This is a genomic window from Microbacterium sp. PAMC22086 (genome assembly GCF_019443525.1).
GTDB classification, from domain to species: domain Bacteria; phylum Actinomycetota; class Actinomycetes; order Actinomycetales; family Microbacteriaceae; genus Microbacterium; species Microbacterium maritypicum.
The window spans coordinates 3,043,417-3,061,951 of the sequence record NZ_CP080380.1 but is presented as its reverse complement, the minus strand read 5'-3'; the positions used below and the strand labels follow the sequence as shown (position 1 = coordinate 3,061,951).

Sequence of the window (18,535 nt, the reverse complement as noted above, 5' to 3'; positions counted from 1 at the left end):
GGGGCGAGTGGTGAGCAGGATGCCACTCGCCCCGTGTCGTGGACGGACGATGATTCTCCTGGAAAACTCTTCTGGATAAGGTGCAGATATGAAGCTCGAACTTCGCGGCATCACCAAGCGATTCGGCACCCTCGTTGCCAACGACCACATCGATCTCGTGGTCGAACCGGGTGAGATCCACGCGCTCCTCGGTGAGAACGGCGCAGGCAAGTCCACCCTCATGAACGTGCTCTACGGCCTGTATCAGGCCGACGAGGGCGAGATCCTCCTCGATGACGAGGTGCAGCGCTTCCGCGGTCCCGGTGACGCGATGGCTGCGGGGATCGGCATGGTCCACCAGCACTTCATGCTCGTCCCGGTGTTCACCGTGGCCGAGAACGTGATGCTCGGACACGAACAGACCAAGGCCCTCGGCACGCTCGACATCGCGAAGGCGCGAGAGCACGTGCGATCGGTCGCCGCCCGCTTCGGTTTCGACATCGACCCCGACGCCCTCGTCGGAGACCTTCCCGTCGGCGTGCAGCAGCGCGTCGAGATCATCAAGGCGCTGTCGCGCGACGCGAAGGTGCTCGTGTTCGACGAGCCCACGGCCGTGCTCACGCCGCAGGAGACCGACGAGCTGATGAGCATCATGCGTCAGCTGCGCGACGAGGGCACGGCGATCGTGTTCATCACGCACAAGCTGCGCGAGGTCCGCGAGGTCGCCGACAAGATCACCATCATCCGTCTCGGCCGCGTCGTCGGCGAGGCGTCCCCGACCGCGACCAACGGCGAGCTCGCCTCGCTCATGGTCGGCCGAGCCGTCGAGCTCACCGTGCACAAGGAACCGCCGCGCCTGGGCGAGGGCGGATTCGAAGTCAAGGGACTGCGCGTGCTGACTCCCACCGGGGCCATCGTCGTCGATGGTGTCGACTTCGCCGTCCGACCGGGAGAGGTGCTCGCGATCGCGGGTGTCCAGGGCAACGGCCAGACCGAGCTCGTGGAGGCCATCGTCGGCCTCGCCGCCCGCGTCGAAGGCAGCATCGAGCTCGACGGCAACGAGCTGGTCGGCAAGAGCGTGCGCGCGATCCTCGACGCCGGAGTCGGCTTCGTGCCGGAAGACCGCACGGAAGACGGCCTGGTGGCCGGTTTCTCCGTCGCGGAGAACCTGATCCTCGACCGTTCGGACGACCCGGCGTTCAGTCGCGCGGGAACACTGCGGCGCTCGGTGCTCGACGAGTTCGCCCGTGCGCGCATCAAGGAGTACGACATCCGCACCCAGGGTCCGGAGACGGCCGCAGGAACGCTGTCCGGCGGAAACCAGCAGAAGGTCGTCATCGCCAGGGAGATGAGCCGCGATCTGCGTCTCCTCGTCGCGGCGCAGCCCACCCGTGGTGTCGACGTCGGCTCGATCGAGTTCATCCACAAGCGGATCATCGAGACGCGCGACGCGGGTGTGCCCGTGATCGTCGTCTCCACGGAGCTCGACGAGGTCGCAGCTCTCGCCGATCGGATCGCGGTCATGTACCGCGGCACGATCGTCGGCATCGTCCCCGGCGACACGCCTCGGGAGACGCTCGGACTCATGATGGCCGGAGCGGCCGAAGGGGAGGTGGCCGCGTGAGCGGAGCGACACCCGGCGCAGGAGATGTGACCAAGGGGATTCCGCCGCAGGAGCTCAGCACGAGCACCGGCACGGTCCCGCGCGACCCCTCCGATGTGCCGCCGCCCCCGCGCGGCAACGTCATCCTCAAAGAGATCCTCCGCGGCAATGCGGTCACCACGATCCTCGCGATCGTGCTGGCACTCATCGTCGGTGGCGTCCTGATCGCCTTCACGAACGAAGATGTGCTGGAAGCATCCGTCTACTTCTTCGCACAGCCCGGTGATACGTTCGCCGCCGCGTGGAACGCCGTCTACAACGGGTACGAGGCCCTGGTCCGCGGAGCGATCTTCAACGCCCGCGGCGCGGACTTCGCGGCGCAGATCCGACCGCTGACCAACACGCTCGGCTTCGCGGCGCCGCTCATCGCGGCCGGCCTCGGCGTGGCGCTGGCATTCCGCGTCGGCCTGTTCAACATCGGTGCTCGCGGCCAGATGCTCATCGGTGTGGCCGTCGCCGCACTGCTGACGTTCTCGCTCGACCTGCCGATCTGGTTACACATCCCGGTCACGCTCATCGCCGGCATCGCGGGCGGTGCGCTCTGGGGCGCGATCGCGGGACTCATCAAGGCGCGCACGGGTGCGCACGAGGTGATCCTCACGATCATGCTGAACTACATCGCGTACTACCTGCTGCTGTGGATGATCCGCACCCCGGGTCTGCTGCAGAAGCCGGGGACGAACCAGGCGCTCGGATCGGCGACGCCGGAGAGCGCCCAGTTCCCGACGCTGCTCGGACCGCAGTTCCCGTTGCTCGACCTCGGCTTCGTGATCGTGATCGTGGCGACCCTGTTCGTCTGGTGGCTCATCGAGCGCTCGTCGCTCGGCATGCGCATGCGCGCCGTGGGGGAGAACCCGCACGCCGCGCGCGCCGCGGGCATCAGCGTCCAGCGCGTCTACGTCTACGCCATGCTCTTCGCCGGTGGCCTCGCCGGTCTCGCGGGCATGAACCAGATCCAGGGCGCGGTCACCACGGGCGTCACCGAGACCATCGATGCCGGGATCGGCTTCGACGCGATCACCGTCGCCCTCCTCGGCCGCAGTCGCGCCTGGGGCACGTTCGCCGCCGGCATCCTGTTCGGCGCGCTCAAGGCAGGGTCCTTCTCCATGCAGGCGCAGGACATCCCGGTCGACATCGTGCTCGTCGTGCAGTCGCTCGTGGTGCTGTTCATCGCCGCGCCGCCGCTGCTACGCGCGGTGTTCTTCCTCCCGAAGACCGATATCGAGAAGGCGGCCAGGCTCAGAGCCAAGGCCGCGAAGAAGGCGGTGGCGGCATGATGTCCCTCGTGCAGGCTCAGGCCGCCGACGGCACGGTCCAGCTGGCGACCGTGAAGGAACGGCACCTCAAGGCGCCGATCGTCCTCGCCGGCGCCACCGTGCTCCTCGCGCTGCTGTTCCTGTTCGTGCCGCGCGACGGCACCAGCACGTTCCGCCTCTCCGACCAGTCCTCGGCGCTCGCGCTGCCGGACGTGGCGCTGCCCACGGCTTCGACCTTCTGGGTCGTGATCGGCATCCTCGTGGTGCTGACGGTGGGGGCGTTCCTTCGGGCATGGACCTACCGTGCGCCCTCGCTGTGGCTGGTGATCGCGTTTAGCGTGCTGGCCGTGTTCGCGTTCCTCGTCTGGGCGGCCGCCGGCGGACTCGTGCCCGTCACGAGCCTGCTGTTCGGTGCGGTCTCGCTCTCGGTGCCCCTGGTCTTCGGAGCTCTCGGCGGCGTCATCGGCGAGCGTGCCGGCGTCGTGAACGTCGCGATCGAGGGGCAGCTGCTCCTGGGCGCGTTCTCCGCGGCGCTCCTGTCGAGCATCACGGGCAACCCGTTCGTCGGTCTCGTCGGCGCCATGATCGGCGGCGTCCTGGTGGCGAGTGTGCTCGCCGCATTCGCGATCAAGTACCTCGTCGAGCAGGTCATCGTCGGTGTCGTGCTCAACGTGCTCGTCACCGGTCTCACGGGCTTCCTCTACGGCGCGCTGCTCGCTCCGAACGAGGCGACGCTGAACAGGCCGGTGCGCTTCCCGCGCGTCGAGATCCCGGTGCTCAGCGACATCCCGATCATCGGACCGGTGCTGTTCAACCAGACGTTCATCGGGTACCTGATGTTCATCACCGTCGGCGTCGTGGCCTGGGGCCTCTACCGCACCCGGTGGGGTCTGCGGCTGCGTGCCGTCGGTGAGCACCCGCAGGCTGCGGACACCGTGGGCATCAAGGTGAACCCGACCCGGTTCTGGAACGTGCTGCTCGCCGGCGCGATCGCGGGCATGGGCGGCGCGTACTTCACCCTCGTCTCGGTCCCGCAGTTCGGAAAGGACATGACGGCCGGGCTCGGATTCATCGCCCTTGCCGCGGTGATCTTCGGACGCTGGGACCCGATCCGCGCCACGCTCGCGGCGCTGCTGTTCGGATTCGCCACCAACCTGCAGAACCTGCTGTCGATCCTGAAGACGCCCATCCCGGGTGAGTTCATGCTGATGCTGCCCTACGTGGTGACGCTGCTCGCGGTCGCCGGGTTCGCCGGGCAGATCAAGGCGCCTGCCGCCGACGGCAAGCCCTACATCAAGTCGTAGCCCTGCAGGGAAGAGAGAACATCGCAATGACGGACATCGACTGGGATGAGCTGCGCCAGGTCGCAACCGACGCCATGACCAAGGCGTACGCGCCGTACTCCCGCTATCGCGTGGGTGCGGCCGCCCTGGTCGGCGACGGTCGCATCGTGGCCGGCTGCAACGTCGAGAACGCCTCCTACGGCGTGACGTTGTGCGCCGAGTGCGCTCTGGTCGGCGACCTGCACATGTCCGGCGGCGGCCAGCTCGTCGCGTTCGTGTGCGTCAACAACGAGGGGCAGACCATCATGCCGTGCGGACGCTGTCGCCAGCTGCTGTTCGAGCACGCGATGCCCGGGATGCTGCTGGAGACCGTCTCCGGCGTCCGCACGATCGACGAGGTGCTGCCCGACGCATTCGGGCCGCGCGACCTGGAGGAAGCACGATGACCGCTGCACAGGCTCAGGTAGCCATCGAACCGTTCGACGCGATCGATGTGATCCGCGCCAAGCGCGACGGCGGTGCCGTGCCGGAGCCCGCGCTTCGCTGGATGGTCGACGCCTACACGCGCGGCTACGTCTCCGACGCGCAGATGGCGTCGTTCGCGATGGCCATCTTCCAGCGCGGCATGGAGCGCGATGAGATCCGCGTGCTGACCGACGCGATGATCGCCTCGGGGGAGCGGATGAGCTTCGCCTCTCTCGGCAAGCGCACCGTCGACAAGCACTCCACCGGTGGCGTGGGCGACAAGATCACGCTGCCGCTCGCCCCGCTGGTCGCCTCGTTCGGCGTGGCCGTTCCGCAGCTGAGCGGTCGTGGACTCGGCCACACCGGTGGCACGCTCGACAAGCTCGAGTCGATCCCCGGATGGCGCGCCGCTCTCAGCAACGAGGAGATGTTCGCGCAGATGCAGGGCGACGTCGGTGCGGTCATCTGCGCGGCCGGCTCCGGGCTCGCCCCCGCGGACAAGAAGCTGTACGCACTGCGCGACGTCACCGGCACGGTCGAGGCGATCCCGCTGATCGCATCGAGCATCATGTCGAAGAAGATCGCCGAGGGCACGGACGCTCTCGTGCTCGACGTGAAGTTCGGATCCGGCGCATTCATGCAGGACATCGATCGCGCCCGCGAGCTGGCACGCACGATGGTCGCGCTCGGCACCGACTCGGGTGTCGCGACGACGGCGCTGCTGACCGACATGAATGTGCCGCTCGGGCTCGCGATCGGCAACGCCAACGAGGTCAGGGAGTCCGTCGAGATCCTCGCCGGGGGCGGACCGTCGGATGTGCGCGAGCTGACGATCGCCCTGGCACGCGAGATGCTCGCCCTCGCCGGGCAGCCGGATGCCGACGTGGAGGCCGCCCTCGATGACGGACGCGCGATGGACACCTGGAAGGCGATGATCCGCGCCCAGGACGGCGACCCGGATGCTGCACTTCCGACGGCTCGCGAGACCCACCAGGTGCTCGCACCGGCCGATGGCATCGTCACGCGCATGGACGCCCTTCCGTTCGGCGTCGCCGCGTGGCGTCTGGGTGCGGGGCGCGCCAGGGCACAGGACCCGGTGATCTTCGAGGCGGGTATCGATCTGCACGCGAAGCCGGGTGACCGCGTCGTCGCCGGCCAGCCGCTCTTCACGCTCTCCGCCGCGGACGACGCCCGATTCGGCAGGGCGCTCGACGCGCTCGAGGGCTCCTGGGCGATCGGAGACGAGGCTCCGGTCACCGGTCCCATCGTCCGCGAGCGCATCACGGCGTGACCTTCGACCGCTAGCCTGAACTGAGCACATCCGCGACCGAGAGGATCCCCATGTCGATCGATGCGAACGGCGACGTCACGCTTCAGGGCGTCTCCCTGCGGAGCCTGCCCAAGGTCTCGCTGCACGACCACCTCGACGGCGCGCTGCGGCCCGCCACGATCATCGAGCTCGCGGATGCGATCGGCCTGGAGGTGCCGGAATCCGAGCCGGCTGCTCTCGGGTCGTGGTTCGCGAAGCAGAGCGACTCCGGCTCGCTGGTCGAGTACCTCAAGACGTTCGACCTCACGACCGCGGTGATGCAGACGCAGGAGGGCCTCACCCGGGTGGCGCGCGAGTTCGTGCAGGACCTCGCGGCCGACGGCGTGATCTACGGCGAGGTGCGCTGGGCTCCCGAGCAGCACCTGGCTCGCGGCCTCACCCTCGAGCAGACCGTGGAAGCCGTGCAGCAGGGCATCGAGGAAGGCGAGGATGCCGCCGACCGCGCGGGACGCAGCATCCGTGTCGGCCAGCTGATCACCGCCATGCGGCACACCGACCGTGCCCTCGAGATCGCCGAGCTCGCGGTCGACTTCCGCGGCCGCGGCGCCGTGGGCTTCGACATCGCCGGTCCCGAAGACGGCTTCCCGCCGTCGAACCACCGCAAGGCGTTCGACTTCCTCGCCGAGAACTTCTTCCCCGTCACGGTGCATGCGGGAGAGGCGGCAGGCCCCGCCTCCATCCGCTCGGCTCTGCTGGACGGACGCGCACTGCGGCTCGGACACGGTGTGCGCATCGCGGAGGACCTCGATGTCATCACGCAGGAGGGCGACGAGGTGCAGGTGCAGTTCGGCGACCTCGCGCGCTGGGTCCGCGACCGTGAGATCCCGCTCGAGCTCTCGCCGTCGTCGAACCTGCAGACCGGTGCGATCGCCGCGTGGGGCAACACCATGGTGGATCACCCCTTCGACCTGCTGTACCAGCTCGGATTCGCGGTCACCGTGAACGTCGACAACCGCACCATGAGCGCCACCTCTCTCACCCGTGAGCTCGCGCTGCTGGTGGAGGCGTTCGAGTACGATCTCGACGACCTCGAGACGTTCCAGTTCAACGCCGCAGCCGCAGCATTCCTCCCGGTCGAGGAGCGGGAGGAGCTCGTCGAGATGATCGCCGAGGGCTTCGACGCCTGATGATGGCTTCCGGGGGGAAGCGGCGCTCGCGTGCCGCGATCATCATCAGCGCCGCCGTGGCGGTCGTCGTCGTCGGAGGAGCGGCAGCCGCGTTCGTGTGGTTCACCCGCACGCCGGAGAACACGGTCCCGAAGGCGCAGTCCGAGGCTATCGAGCATCCGCTGACGCCGGCGGAGCAGATCGTGGCGGACGCGAACGACCCGCGAGCGTGTGCGGTCACGTTCACGGGCGAAGGTGCTCCTGCGGAGCCGATGCTGCAGTTCCAGGAAGCTCTGTATCAGGGACTGCCCATCCCGCAGCTCGACGGCCGGGTCTTCGCCGGCTGGTACCCGAGCGCGGCGGATGCGGGAGCTTTCGCGGTCGCAGCCCGCGTGAACGGCGCCGACCCCGTGGTGTGCGTGGATCAGCAGGTCGAGCTCTTCGCCGCCTGGAAGACGCCGGAGGAGAACGCCGCGGAAGACGTGCGGGTGCCCATCCTCATGTACCACCAGTTCACGGCCGACCCCGAGGGCGAGAAGGGCTGGCTGCGCGGCAACTACGCGTACATCGGAGACTTCGACGCGCAGATGAACCACATCGCGACCACGGGCTTCTATCTGCCGACGTGGGATGAGCTCAGCGCCTTCATCGACGGGCGGCTCTCGCTGCCGGCGAAGAGCGTGATCATCACCGACGACGACGCCGATCAGACGTGGTTCGACCTCGCGGTACCGGTCGTCGACAAATACAAGGTGCTCTCGACGTCGTTCATGATCACGGCCTATCGGCAGGATCCGGCACCGTCGATCTACGTGCAGCGCCGCTCGCACACCCACGACATGCACCAGGCCGGCGACAACGGCAAGGGCCGGATGGTCAACTGGAGCGCCGATCAGATCGCGGCCGACCTCACGACCTCGGCCGACATCCTCGGCGTGGGTCAGGTGGTCGCGTACCCCTACGGGCACTACAACGACACGACCAAGCAGGGCGTCGCTCAGGCCGGCTACGAGATGGGTCGCACCATCGAACCCGGATACGTGAAGATCGGCACGGACAAGCTCGCTCTTCCCGTGGTGCGCATCGACTACGGCATGGGGTTGGACGCGCTGGTCTCCCGCATCGGCTGAGGGGGACCGCACGGCAGGATGGTGTCATGCCTCCCGCCTCCGAACCCGCGTCCGTCTTCATCGTCGGCCCCGCGTCGTGGAACCATATCGTCGTGCTCGATCGGTTGCCGGAACCGGAGCCGCACATGCAGTTCGCCGAGGACACGTGGGAGACGGTCGGCGGGACCAGCGCCGGCAAAGCGCTCAGCCTGACCGCACTGGGCCGCACGACGCGGCTCCATGCCATCACCGGGACGGACGCGGAGGGCCGACGCGTTCGCGAAGCCCTGCATGCCTCCGGTGTGCGGACGCGGTGGAGCGACGGCACCACCGAACGGCATCTGAACCTCATGACGCGGGCGGGGGAGCGGGTGTCGCTGTACCTGTCGACGCCGCAGGAGACGCGAGGAGAGCATGACGAAGAGGTGCGCGACGAGATGACGGCGGCCGATGCCATCGTGCTCGATCTCGCGGCGGAGCCCCTGCGGCTGCTGCCGGTCGCTCGAGCGACCGGCACCCCGATCTGGGTGGACGTGCACGACTACGACGGTACTGCGCCCTTCCACCGACCGTTCCTCGACGCCGCTCACGCCGTGTTCTGCAATGCGGACCGCCTTGATGACCCGGTCGCGTTCCTGCGCTCACGCATCGCGGCGGGGGCGGGCCTCGCCGTGTGCACCCTGGGTGCCGACGGGGCGGTGGCGATCGACGGGAACGGCGAATTGCACCGGGTTCCGGCTGCGCCCGTGGAGGTCGTCGACACGAACGGCGCCGGTGATGCCTTCCTGGCCGGCGTGCTCGATGCGCGTCTCGACGGGGCGGACGTCACCGCCGCACTCGGAGCAGGGGCCCGAGCCGCGGCATCGGTTCTGCGCACACGGCACCTGCATCCGCTGCTCGACCCGATCCTCGGGACGGCGGGGGAGTGACCCTCACGGGGCGAGTGGCGCGAGGAAGCTCTCGGTGAGACGCGTGACCTCTGCGTGCATCTGCTCGCGAGAGGGAATGACCGCCGACGCTCCAGACATCGACGTCGGGGGCCGCAGCTGTGAAGGCATCGAGGCCGCGCGGATCGAAGAACGCCAGGTTCAGCCAGGGGCGGGTGATCACGACGGTGACCCCGTCCTCTGCGAGCCCCTGCAGTATCGCGGCGTATGCCAGGGGTCGACCTTGGCTCCGGGGATGAACACCAGTCCGCGCTCCGACGCGCCGTCGGCCGGGGCGAGGACGATGCCCTCGTCCGCGTCGGTCACGGTGATCGCCGGGTTCTCTCGCACGGCCGCGAGCGGTTCCGGCTCAGCGGCCATGACGCCGATCTGCGACCACGCGAGCACGCCGCCGACGGCGAGCACCAGCACGATCGCGACACTCCACAGAACACGCTTCAGGATCCGGCGTCCACGCTTCTTCTGCATGGCTCCACGCTACTGCGCCCGGCGTCTCTCCCGGGCGATCGTGGGGTGCGTGCGGAGGTACTCCTCGAAGGCCTGCCTGCTCGTGCGCAGCGGGGTGTAGCCGAACACCCTCTTGAGGTCTCCGTTGGCCAGGACCGGCCGGTACCGCAAGAAGGGGACCTTCTCCGGTCCGTGCTCCGTGAGACGCAGCATCCGCCCGATGCGCAGGGCCCCCGACAACGCCCACGCCGGGAGGACGAGTTGCGGCTTCCCCAGGCGTTCGGCGATCTCGGGAACGGTCAGGCATCCGTCTCCGGCGACGTTGAAGATGCCCGGTGGGCCGTCGGTCGCCGCGCACCATCGCCGCAGCCACGTCATCCACCCAGATGAAGACGAAGGGCGATGCGGATCCGGCTATCCGGAGTATCCGTCGTCCATCCCAGAGCGCCGTTATCTGGTTCCGCACCGTCGGCCCGAGAATCGTGCCGATGCGGAACACCACCTGCTGGAGCTCGGGGTGGGCAGCCCGGTGCTCCGCGAGCATCTCCTCGACCAGGCGCTTGTGCCGCGCGTACGGGAAGGTGTCGTTGCCGCGCAGAGGCTGTTCCTCGTCGATCCATCGGGGGTTGTCCGCATGGTAGCCGTAGGCGGCCCCGGAGCTGGAGACCACCATCCGCCGGACACCTGCCTCCACGCACGCGGCGAGCACGTTCGCGGACCCGGTGACATCGACGCGATACTCCTGCTCGACGTCGCGACCGGGATTGACGATGGCTGCCAGATGCACGACCGTGTCGATCGCGTGCCGTCGCAGGAGCGGGGCGAGGCCGGCTGAGTCCGTCACATCCAGCGTCTCGTCGATGATGCCGTCGCGAGGCACCCCGTGTCGAAGATCGCCGCAGACGACCAGCTCGACGTCGTCGCGGACCGCGAGGGCCGCGGCGACATGCGAACCGAGGAACCCGCTTCCTCCCGTGATGAGCACGCGCGGCATCAGGCAGCCTCCGCCTTCGTGCGGCCGCTCGCGTCGCCGGACGAGGAGCCAGTTCGTCGTCTGGTGTGCCGCGCCCAGAGCCCGGCGAGCACGAGGCCGGCGATGATGTCCCAGATGCCCCACCAGCCGGCGACGACGGCCATGCCTCCGAGCCCGTCGAAGAACAGGAACACCAGCCCGAGGCCGAGGCCGGCGTTGCGGATGCCGACCTCGAACGTCATGGCCTTGCGCTCGCGGGTGCCGAGCCCGCCGATCACCGCTGTGCCGTAGCCGAGGGCCAGGGCGACAGCATCGTGGACCGCGACCACGATCAGGATGATGCCGAGGACCTGCACGAACACCGCCCAGTTGCCCACGAGCGCGGCGATGATGAACCCGAGCAGCGCGATGAGGCTGAACCACTTCACGAACGGCTGCACACGGGCGCTGAACCGCGGAGCGCCGGCACGCAGCAGCAGTCCCAGCGCGAACGGGAGCCCCACGATGAGCAGGACCTCGAGCAGCATGCGTCAGGGATCGACGGCGACGTCACGCAGCAGCGTGCGTGCCGTCGGGTGCAGCGATCCCCAGAAGGTGATGCTGAGCGGCATCGCGAAGATGTAGATCAGATTCCCGACCGCCGTGAGCGAGACCGAGAGGGCGACATTGCCGCCGGCGCGGTGAGTGAGCACCTGCGAGATGTTCCCGGGTGGGCAGCACGCGACCAGGAGCATGCCCAGCGCCATCGACGGCGGCACGGGAAGCACGAGGGTGAGTGCGAAGGTGGCGATCGGCAGCAGGAGCAGCTGTGCGAGGATCGCGATCACGAACGGTTTCGGATGCTTCGCCACGACGCGGAAGTCGCTCGGCGAGGTGTCGAGGGCGATGCCGAACATGATCAGGCCGAGCACGACGTTGAGGATCGTGAGTGTGCCCGGCGTGAAGGACAGGACCACGTCGTCGAGGTTCACGCCGACACCTCCAGCGCCATCTTCTCGCGTCGCACAGCGCCCCGGTAGGCGTCCTTGTTGACGTAGTACGCCATCCGGTCCAGGCCCAGGTAGCGGTAGCCGCCGGTCACATCGGGCCAGGGTGCTCCGGTCACCCGCTCGCGGAAACGGGCGGCGCGCGCGGGATCCTCCTCGACGGCGGAGAGGTAGGCCGCGAGCAGCTCGGCCTGTTCGTAGCGGCCCTGCCAGCCGATGCCGGAGGCCTCGATCATGCCCATCACGTAGAGGCCGTTGAACGATGCGGGGAAGACGTTGAGGAACAGCCGGGGCGAGGCGCCGCGCCAGTGCAGGTGCTCCCTGTCCACGAACGGGTAGTCGAGGGTGTACCCGGTGGCGAGCAGCACCAGGTCGTAGTCGTCGACGCTGCCGTCGCGGAAGTGCACCGTCGTCCCCTCGAATCGGGCGATGTCCGGCCGGATGCGCAGGTCGCCCTGCCCGAGGTGATTCAGGATCAGGGTATTCACGATCGGGTGCGACTCGTAGATGCGGTAGTCGGGCCGGGGGAACCCGAACCGCACGGGGTCACCCGTGAAGGCCCGTAGCACGCGGCTGTCGACCGCCTGCTTGATGCGCGCCGGCAGTGGGCGTCCCTGGTTGAGGGTGTCGCTGGGCCTGCCGAACAGGTAGCGGGGTACGAAGTCGTACCCGCGCCGCACACTCATGTCGACCGAGACCGCATGGTGCACGGCATCCACCGCGATGTCGCAGCCGGAGTTGCCTGCGCCGATCAGCAGCACGCGCTTGTCCTTCAGCTGCTCGGGCGACTTTTAGGCACTCGTGTGCAGCAGCTCGCCGCTGAACTCCCCGGCGAACGTCGGCACGTTCGGCTCGGCGAGCGTCCCGTTCGCGAGGACGACTCCGGCATACCAGCGGGTCTCGTTTCCCGTGGGACCGGCACTGGTCAGGTCCCAGCCGCCGTCGCGCGGCTCGAGGAGGGTGACCCTGGTGTCGAACCGGAACAGCTCGGTGAGTCCGAAGTGCTCCGCGTGATGAGCTGTGGGTCAGGCGACCTCGAGGCCGTGCTGCCGGGCGGCGACGGCGTCGCGGACCGAGCGGAACAGCGGATGCTCGGGGTCGAGGCCCGTCGTCCTCGTGGTGAGAGCGTCAGGGTCCTCGGTCCGCAGCAACTGCTGCAGCTCGACCGACTGCTCGTCCGCCGGGTCGTCGAATTCGAGCGCCGCCGAGACGGCCGCGACCAGAGCCTCGGTGGGCAGGCCGCGCTCCGCGGCCATGGCGGCAGGACCCACGAAGCGCTCGTGCCGGGAGATCTTGCGCAGCGGTTGGCGACCGACGCGCTGGACGGTGTCGATGAGCGCGGGGTTGCGGAACCGGTCGAGGATCGTCGCACGGTAGCCGGCGAGATCGTCCGGGTCCAAGCCGTGCTCGGCGACCAGAACCGCCGACGTCTCCTCGAGAGCCGCCGAGACGCTCGCCGCGATGACGGGGTCGGCCAGAGCATCCGAGATGCGTTCGATGCCGGCGCGGGCTCCGAAGTACGCGGTAGCCGCATGGCCGGTGTTCACCGTGAACAGCTTGCGCTCGATGTACGGGGCCAGATCGTCGACGAAGTGCGCACCCGGGATGTTCGGCAGGTTCGCACCGAACGGTCCCGACTCGATGGCCCATTCGAAGTAGGGCTCGACCGTGACGTCGACGCCCGACCCCTCCGGCTGCGCCGGGACGATGCGGTCCACCGCCGTGTTCGCGAAGACCGCTCGGGCGAGCAGAGTCTCGGCATCCGGTCCTGCGGCCGTCACGATCTCACGGCGGAGCAGACCGGTGGCGCCGATCGCGTTCTCGCACGCCATCACCTGCAGAGGTGCGGCATCCGGGGAGCGGAGGGCGAGTCCCGCGACGATCGACGGAGCCACGAACCTCAGCACGGTCGGTCCGACCGCTGTGGTGACGACGTCGGCCGATGCGACCTCCTCGGCCACGACCGCGGGATCCGTCCGGCTGTTCACCGCCCGGAATCCGGTGACGACGTGATCGGTCCCTCCGGGGCCGGCCTCGTGCACGGTGTACGAGTCGACCGCGTTGATCGCATCGACCAGCGCATCGGCGACGTCAGAGAACACGACCTCGTACCCGCCCTCGCGCAGCAGCAGACCGACGAATCCGCGCCCGATGTTGCCCGCCCCGAAGTGGACCGCCTTCATCCTTCGTTCACCTCCGAGAGGAGGGCGTAGAGCTCCTCCGAGGTCTTCGCCGCGGAGAGCCGTGCCACATCGTCTTCCTCCGAGAACAGGATCGCGATCCGGGAGAGGATCTCCAGATGCTCGTCGCCCACTCCGGCGATGCCGATCACGAACGTGGCCGGGTCGCCGGACCAGTCCACACCGCCGTCATAGCGGACGACGGAGAGCGCGGAGGCGAGGATCGTATCCTTCGCATCGTTGGTGCCGTGCGGGATCGCCAGCCCGTTGCCCATGAAGGTCGAGACGGTCTCCTCCCGCTGGCGCATCGCGTCGACGTAGGCGGGGGTCACCGCACCTGCCGTGACGAGGATGTCGGTTGCCTCCTGCAGTGCCGCCTCCTGGGTGCTGCTGCCCGAGTGGATGCGGATCTGGCCGAGGGTGAGAACGCTCATGGTGTTTCCTTTCTGAGGATGTGGCGGTGGGGCGGACGCCGTGGCATCCGCCCCACCGGGTCTATCACGCGTGGATCAGCAAACCATCCGGAAGCTGTACGTGCGGGTGCCAGCAGGATTGCCGGGAAGCTTCAGCCATCGGGCACTGGAGCCCGCGGCTGCGAACGGTGCCCAGTAGTAGCCGGTCGTCGCCGACCAGGACCACGTCTGGAGCGAGCAGCCTGCCGAGATTCGAACCATATCGGTATCAGTCCAGCCGTACTTTGATTCACTGTTCTGACCCGCAGACAACGTTCCGACCACGCCGGCGCAGGTCGTCGCGGACGTTGCACTCTTACAGATGGTCAGCGTTGCTGAGCCGCTGTTCGTTACGCTCGCGCGACCTGTGTCGGCGGTTGCCGCGGTGGATGAGCCGAGCACGAGTGCGGACGCGGCCACGATCGTGAGAAGCGTCTTGATCATGCCTCGTGTTTTGAAAGTCGGCATCATTGTTTCCTTTCATTCGGTGCCGGCGCTACTCGCCGGTGCCGACATTGTTTCGCTGATCCACCAATATGGCGACGACTTCTTCGTATTTCGGAGAATTCATGAAATTGTCGACCGACACATGGATCGAGTTCGGGGACTGAGCCCTGGCTCGATCCGTCAGTTGCTGCTGGGTGATTACGAGATCAGCCGTGCCGTCGAGGTTCGCGATCGCCTGGTTGGTGACGGTCACGCCGTCAATCCCCGCCTTCTTGAACTTGTTGCGCAGCACGCTCGCGCCCATGGCGGACGAACCCATGCCGGCGTCGCAGGCGAACACCACGTTCTCGATACGACGGTCGGTGGCTGTCGTCGTTGGCGCAACCGCCTTCGCCGCAAGTCCACTGAGCGCATCAGAGGACTTCCCCTTGTTCGCTTCAGTCTGAGCGACGGCTGCTGCGAAGGTATCTTCCTTGGCCAAGTCCTTCTTGCGGCTCGCCCGGAGGATCACCATCGAGATGATGAAGGTGACCGCTGCGGACAGGACGACGGAGAGAATCACTCCCAGGTAGTCGGTGCGGAACGTCTGTCCGAGAACAGCGATGATACTGCCTGGTGCAGCTGGCGCGATCAATCCGGTTCCGAAGAGCATGTTCGTCGTGACGCCTGTCATACCGCCGGCGATCAGCGCGACGATCAGGACGGGCTTCATCAGCGCGAAGGGGAAGTAGACCTCGTGGATGCCGCCGACGAACTGGATGGCAGCGGCCCCAGGCGCCGAGGCGCGCGCAGCGCCGATGCCGAAGATGGTGAACGCGAGAAGCAGACCGAGGCCGGGGCCGGGGTTGGCTTCGAGCAGGAAGAGGATCGACTTTCCGCTCTCCGCAGCCTGCTGCGTACCCAGAGGCGTGAGCACGCCGTGGTTGATGGCGTTGTTGAGGAAGAAGACCTTGGCCGGCTCGATCAGGATGCTCGTCAGCGGAAGGAGGTTCGTCTCGACGAGCCAGTTCACCGCCGTGGATAGGATGTTCATCAATCCGTTGACGAGCCACGCAACCGGGTAGAAGCCGATGACGACGAGAACGAAGCCCCAGATGCCCGCCGAGAACATGTTCACAAGCATCTCGAAGCCCGCTTTGATCTTGCCGTCCCACAGCGAGTCGAGCCACTTCATCGTGTAGGCGGCCAGTGGCGCCATGATCATCGCACCGATGAACATGTGAATCTGCCCCAGCTGGTTATCGGCGGGCAGCGTCGCGTTCACCTGGGCGATCAGGTAGTCGGAACCCGCGATGGCACCCATGACGGCGATGGCTGCGACGACGCCGCCTCGGGTCTTGTAGACGATCGTGCCACCCGTGTAGGCGATGACGATCGGCAACAGGTAATGGATGATCGGCCCGACCAGGGTCGCGAGTTGCTCGTTCGGGGTCCAGCCGACCGGAATGAAGAACGCGGTGATGATGCCCCACGCGATCAGTGCAGGAATATTGGGCATGATCATGCCGGAGAGGAACGTGCCGAAACGCTGCACGCCCGTTCGGAGGCCGCCGGATTTCTTGGTGGCTGGTGACGTCGTCGTCATGATGTCGTCTCTTTCTGGTGGAGGGGGAGAGCTGCGGCGGCTTCGACCGCAGCCTGACGTGCACCGGCGGCGTCGTCCGCCGCCAGTGCGGACTCGGCGAGGCTCCGCGCCTCGGACGGGGTGCGCTCGGACAGCGCGTGTCGCACATCGGCCAGCGCCGACGGGGCCATCGAGAGGCTGGTCGCGCCGAGCCCGACCAGCACGACGGCCAGCAGCGGGTCGGCTGCGGCTTCGCCGCAGATGCCCACGGGCTTGCCGAGACGCGCGCCCGCATCGCCGACCTCGCGCACGAGGCGCAGGACGGCAGGATGCCAGGGGTCCTGGAAGCCGGCGACCGACCCGAGCATGCGGTCGGCCGCCATCGTGTACTGCGTGAGGTCGTTGGTGCCGATCGAGGCGAAGTCGGCGTGAGCGAGAACGCGGTCGGCGAGCAGCGCGCTCGCCGGGATCTCGACCATGACGCCGGCCGTCTTCAGCCCATACTCGCGGGCGAGGGTCGTGAAGTACACCGTCTCCTCGACGGTGGCCACCATCGGCGCCATCACCCACAGGTCGGCCTCGGTGGACGCATCGGCCTCGGCGAGAGCGGTGAGCTGCTCGCGCAGGATGTCCTCGCTCGCGCGCAGCGCCCGCAGGCCGCGAAGACCGAGGGCCGGGTTCTCCTCGTGCGCGTCGTTGAGGAACGCCAGCGGCTTGTCGGCGCCGGCATCCAGCATCCGGACCACGACCTTCTTGCCGGGGAACGCCACCAGCAGCTCGCGGTACGACTCGCGCTGCTGGGCGATCGTCGGCGCCTGCGCCGAGGAGAGGAACAGGAACTCGGTGCGGAACAGCCCGACGCCCTCGGCCCCCCGAACGACCGCATCGGCCGCGTCTGCGGGCTTCCCCAGATTCGCGAGCAGCGCGACAGGCGTGCCGTCGGCGAGGGCGCCGGGAGTCGGTGGGGCGGAATCGGCCGACCGGCGAGCAGCCGCGCGCTCCGTGGCGCGCGCCTTCTCGTCCTCCGTCGGCTCGCGCGTGACGACGCCGCTGGCCGCGTCCACGATCACGGTCTCGCCGGTGGTGAGCATCTCGCCGTCGGCGACGCCGACGATCGCGACGATGCCCTTCTCCCTCGCGAGGATCGCGGTGTGAGAGGTGGGTCCGCCGTCGGTCGTGATGAGTGCCAGCACCTGGTCCAGGTCGAGGAGCGCGGTGTCGGCGGGGGCGAGGTCGCGCGCCACCAGGACGAACGGGTGTCCCGGGTTCGGCACGCCGGGGGCTTCGACGCCACGAAGGCGGGCGAGCACACGCTGTGCGATGTCGTCGAGGTCGGCCGCGCGCTCGCCGAGGTAGCCGCCGACGGCCTCGAGCGTGGCGCGGAAGCCGGCGAACGCATCGTGCACGGCCCACTCCGCCGTCGCTCCGGCGTCGATCCGGGTGTCGACCTCGTCCTGGAGCGTCGGATCCTCGGCGATCATCGCCTGTGCCTCGAGGACCTCCTGCGCGGATCCTCCCGCGGCCTCCCCGCGCTCGTTGAGCTCGCTCGCGACGATCGAGACGGCGTCGCGCACCCTCGCGCGTTCGGCATCCGCACCCGCGGTGCTGGGAGTGTTCTCCGGGGCGGGCATCGCCTCGGCCATGCGGACGATCGGTCCCTGGGCGACCCCGAGGCCGATCCCCACCCCGCGCAGCTCGCTCATCCGGCGGCGTCCTGGTCGTGGTCGGTGGTGAGGAGCTCGGTGAGCGTGTCCAGCACGTTCTCGGCACCGTCGCCGTCGGCCGTGAGGGTGACGTAGTCACCGTGCTCGATCGCCAGCGCGATGACCCCGAGGATGCTGGCGGCGTTGACGGCCTTGCCCGAATCCTTGGCGATCGTCACGGCGATGCCGGAGTCCTTGGCCGCCTGCGCGAAGAGCTTCGCGGGGCGCGCGTGCAGTCCGTGGGAGGAGCCGATCCGGACGGTGCGAGTGGCGGTCATGATGTTCCTTTCGGGGTTTCGCCGTCAGCGGCGAGGATCGATCGGGCGAAGACGAGGGTGCGTGAGCCGTCGAGGTCGGCGAAGACGTCGTCCGGCAGCACGGCGACCGGCGCGCTCGCCTGGTCGCGGATCGCGGCGAGGCGTTCGGCCAGGTGCGGGCCGACGAGGACGAGGTCGTGAGCGGAGCCGGCGACGGAGGACTCCATGCCCGCTGCCGTCTCCCAATCGAGACCGGCAGCGGCTGCCGCGCGGCGCAGCCGCTGTGCGACGAACGTGCTCGATGCGCCCGCACCGCACACCACGAGAATCCTCATCGATGCCCACCCTTCCTGAGAACAGTCTGGGAACCGCCGAGGGGTCGGCGCCA

19 protein-coding genes and 2 pseudogenes are annotated in these 18,535 nt (G+C 68.3%); 8 read left to right on the top strand and 13 right to left on the bottom strand.

Annotation, left to right across the window (positions count from 1 at the left end; translation table 11 throughout):
• Positions 1–88: 88 nt before the first annotated feature.
• The 8 genes from KY497_RS15205 to KY497_RS15170 are packed head-to-tail and all read left to right on the top strand — an operon-like array spanning position 89 to position 9,120.
• A complete protein-coding gene (locus KY497_RS15205; protein ID WP_017828467.1) occupies positions 89–1,603 on the top strand; it encodes an ABC transporter ATP-binding protein in 1,515 nt (504 codons plus the stop codon).
• Positions 1,600–2,919 carry an ABC transporter permease gene (locus KY497_RS15200; RefSeq protein ID WP_055870872.1) on the top strand — a complete coding sequence of 440 codons (1,320 nt, stop codon included), beginning with the start codon at positions 1,600–1,602 and terminating at the stop codon, positions 2,917–2,919. Before KY497_RS15205 ends, KY497_RS15200 begins: the two co-directional genes overlap by 4 nt.
• On the top strand, positions 2,916–4,202 hold the full coding sequence (locus KY497_RS15195; RefSeq protein ID WP_371861288.1) for an ABC transporter permease: 1,287 nt from the start codon (positions 2,916–2,918) through the stop codon (positions 4,200–4,202). The genes KY497_RS15200 and KY497_RS15195 overlap by 4 nt, the downstream gene beginning before the upstream one ends.
• A 26-nt stretch (positions 4,203–4,228) precedes the next feature.
• Positions 4,229–4,627, top strand: a complete 399-nt coding sequence (locus KY497_RS15190; protein WP_258185737.1) for a cytidine deaminase — start codon at positions 4,229–4,231, stop codon at positions 4,625–4,627.
• On the top strand, positions 4,624–5,937 hold the full coding sequence (locus KY497_RS15185) for a thymidine phosphorylase (RefSeq protein ID WP_141386274.1): 1,314 nt from the start codon (positions 4,624–4,626) through the stop codon (positions 5,935–5,937). Before KY497_RS15190 ends, KY497_RS15185 begins: the two co-directional genes overlap by 4 nt.
• Positions 5,938–5,987: 50 nt before the next feature.
• Positions 5,988–7,103 (top strand): adenosine deaminase, encoded by a 1,116-nt coding sequence (locus KY497_RS15180; protein WP_017828472.1) that lies wholly within the window; start codon positions 5,988–5,990, stop codon positions 7,101–7,103.
• Entirely contained in the window at positions 7,103–8,212 is a 1,110-nt protein-coding gene (locus tag KY497_RS15175) for a polysaccharide deacetylase family protein (protein ID WP_127482058.1), read from the top strand. Before KY497_RS15180 ends, KY497_RS15175 begins: the two co-directional genes overlap by 1 nt.
• A gap of 26 nt (positions 8,213–8,238) precedes the next feature.
• Positions 8,239–9,120 carry a carbohydrate kinase family protein gene (locus KY497_RS15170; RefSeq protein WP_141386271.1) on the top strand — a complete coding sequence of 294 codons (882 nt, stop codon included), beginning with the start codon at positions 8,239–8,241 and terminating at the stop codon, positions 9,118–9,120.
• Here KY497_RS15170 and KY497_RS16825 read toward each other — a convergent pair.
• The 13 genes and pseudogenes from KY497_RS16825 to KY497_RS15115 form a co-directional block, all read right to left on the bottom strand.
• Positions 9,017–9,301 carry an alpha/beta hydrolase gene (locus KY497_RS16825; protein WP_258185735.1) on the bottom strand — a complete coding sequence of 95 codons (285 nt, stop codon included), beginning with the start codon at positions 9,299–9,301 and terminating at the stop codon, positions 9,017–9,019. The two genes, KY497_RS15170 and KY497_RS16825, sit on opposite strands and share 104 nt — an antisense overlap.
• Complete coding sequence (locus tag KY497_RS16820) at positions 9,298–9,606, bottom strand: hypothetical protein (protein WP_256934439.1); 309 nt, start codon at positions 9,604–9,606, stop codon at positions 9,298–9,300. The genes KY497_RS16825 and KY497_RS16820 overlap by 4 nt, the downstream gene beginning before the upstream one ends.
• Positions 9,607–9,615: 9 nt before the next feature.
• A complete protein-coding gene (locus tag KY497_RS16815; protein WP_258185990.1) occupies positions 9,616–9,963 on the bottom strand; it encodes a hypothetical protein in 348 nt (115 codons plus the stop codon).
• Positions 9,964–9,997: 34 nt separating this feature from the next.
• Positions 9,998–10,579: pseudogene (locus KY497_RS16810) on the bottom strand (NAD-dependent epimerase/dehydratase family protein); the annotation flags it as partial.
• A pseudogene (locus KY497_RS15155) lies at positions 10,579–11,454 on the bottom strand (bile acid:sodium symporter family protein). The pseudogenes KY497_RS15155 and KY497_RS16810, both read right to left, overlap by 1 nt.
• A gap of 71 nt (positions 11,455–11,525) precedes the next feature.
• On the bottom strand, positions 11,526–12,305 hold the full coding sequence (locus KY497_RS15150; RefSeq protein ID WP_258185734.1) for a hypothetical protein: 780 nt from the start codon (positions 12,303–12,305) through the stop codon (positions 11,526–11,528).
• Between the two features lie 264 nt (positions 12,306–12,569).
• Positions 12,570–13,727 carry a mannitol-1-phosphate 5-dehydrogenase gene (locus tag KY497_RS15145; RefSeq protein WP_141386270.1) on the bottom strand — a complete coding sequence of 386 codons (1,158 nt, stop codon included), beginning with the start codon at positions 13,725–13,727 and terminating at the stop codon, positions 12,570–12,572.
• The gene (locus KY497_RS15140; RefSeq protein WP_218682321.1) at positions 13,724–14,158 is read right to left on the bottom strand and encodes a PTS sugar transporter subunit IIA; all 435 of its coding nucleotides are present in this window, start codon (positions 14,156–14,158) and stop codon (positions 13,724–13,726) included. The genes KY497_RS15145 and KY497_RS15140 overlap by 4 nt, the downstream gene beginning before the upstream one ends.
• A 75-nt stretch (positions 14,159–14,233) precedes the next feature.
• Positions 14,234–14,620: a hypothetical protein gene (locus KY497_RS15135; protein WP_219869427.1), complete on the bottom strand. Its 387-nt coding sequence runs from the start codon at positions 14,618–14,620 to the stop codon at positions 14,234–14,236.
• Positions 14,621–14,672: 52 nt separating this feature from the next.
• On the bottom strand, positions 14,673–16,208 hold the full coding sequence (locus KY497_RS15130; RefSeq protein WP_219869426.1) for a PTS mannitol transporter subunit IICB: 1,536 nt from the start codon (positions 16,206–16,208) through the stop codon (positions 14,673–14,675).
• Complete coding sequence (ptsP, locus tag KY497_RS15125) at positions 16,205–17,890, bottom strand: phosphoenolpyruvate--protein phosphotransferase (RefSeq protein WP_219869425.1); 1,686 nt, start codon at positions 17,888–17,890, stop codon at positions 16,205–16,207. Before ptsP ends, KY497_RS15130 begins: the two co-directional genes overlap by 4 nt.
• Positions 17,887–18,168 carry an HPr family phosphocarrier protein gene (locus tag KY497_RS15120; RefSeq protein WP_055877714.1) on the bottom strand — a complete coding sequence of 94 codons (282 nt, stop codon included), beginning with the start codon at positions 18,166–18,168 and terminating at the stop codon, positions 17,887–17,889. Before KY497_RS15120 ends, ptsP begins: the two co-directional genes overlap by 4 nt.
• Positions 18,165–18,482 carry a PTS sugar transporter subunit IIB gene (locus KY497_RS15115; protein WP_141386267.1) on the bottom strand — a complete coding sequence of 106 codons (318 nt, stop codon included), beginning with the start codon at positions 18,480–18,482 and terminating at the stop codon, positions 18,165–18,167. The genes KY497_RS15120 and KY497_RS15115 overlap by 4 nt, the downstream gene beginning before the upstream one ends.
• Positions 18,483–18,535: the final 53 nt, after the last annotated feature.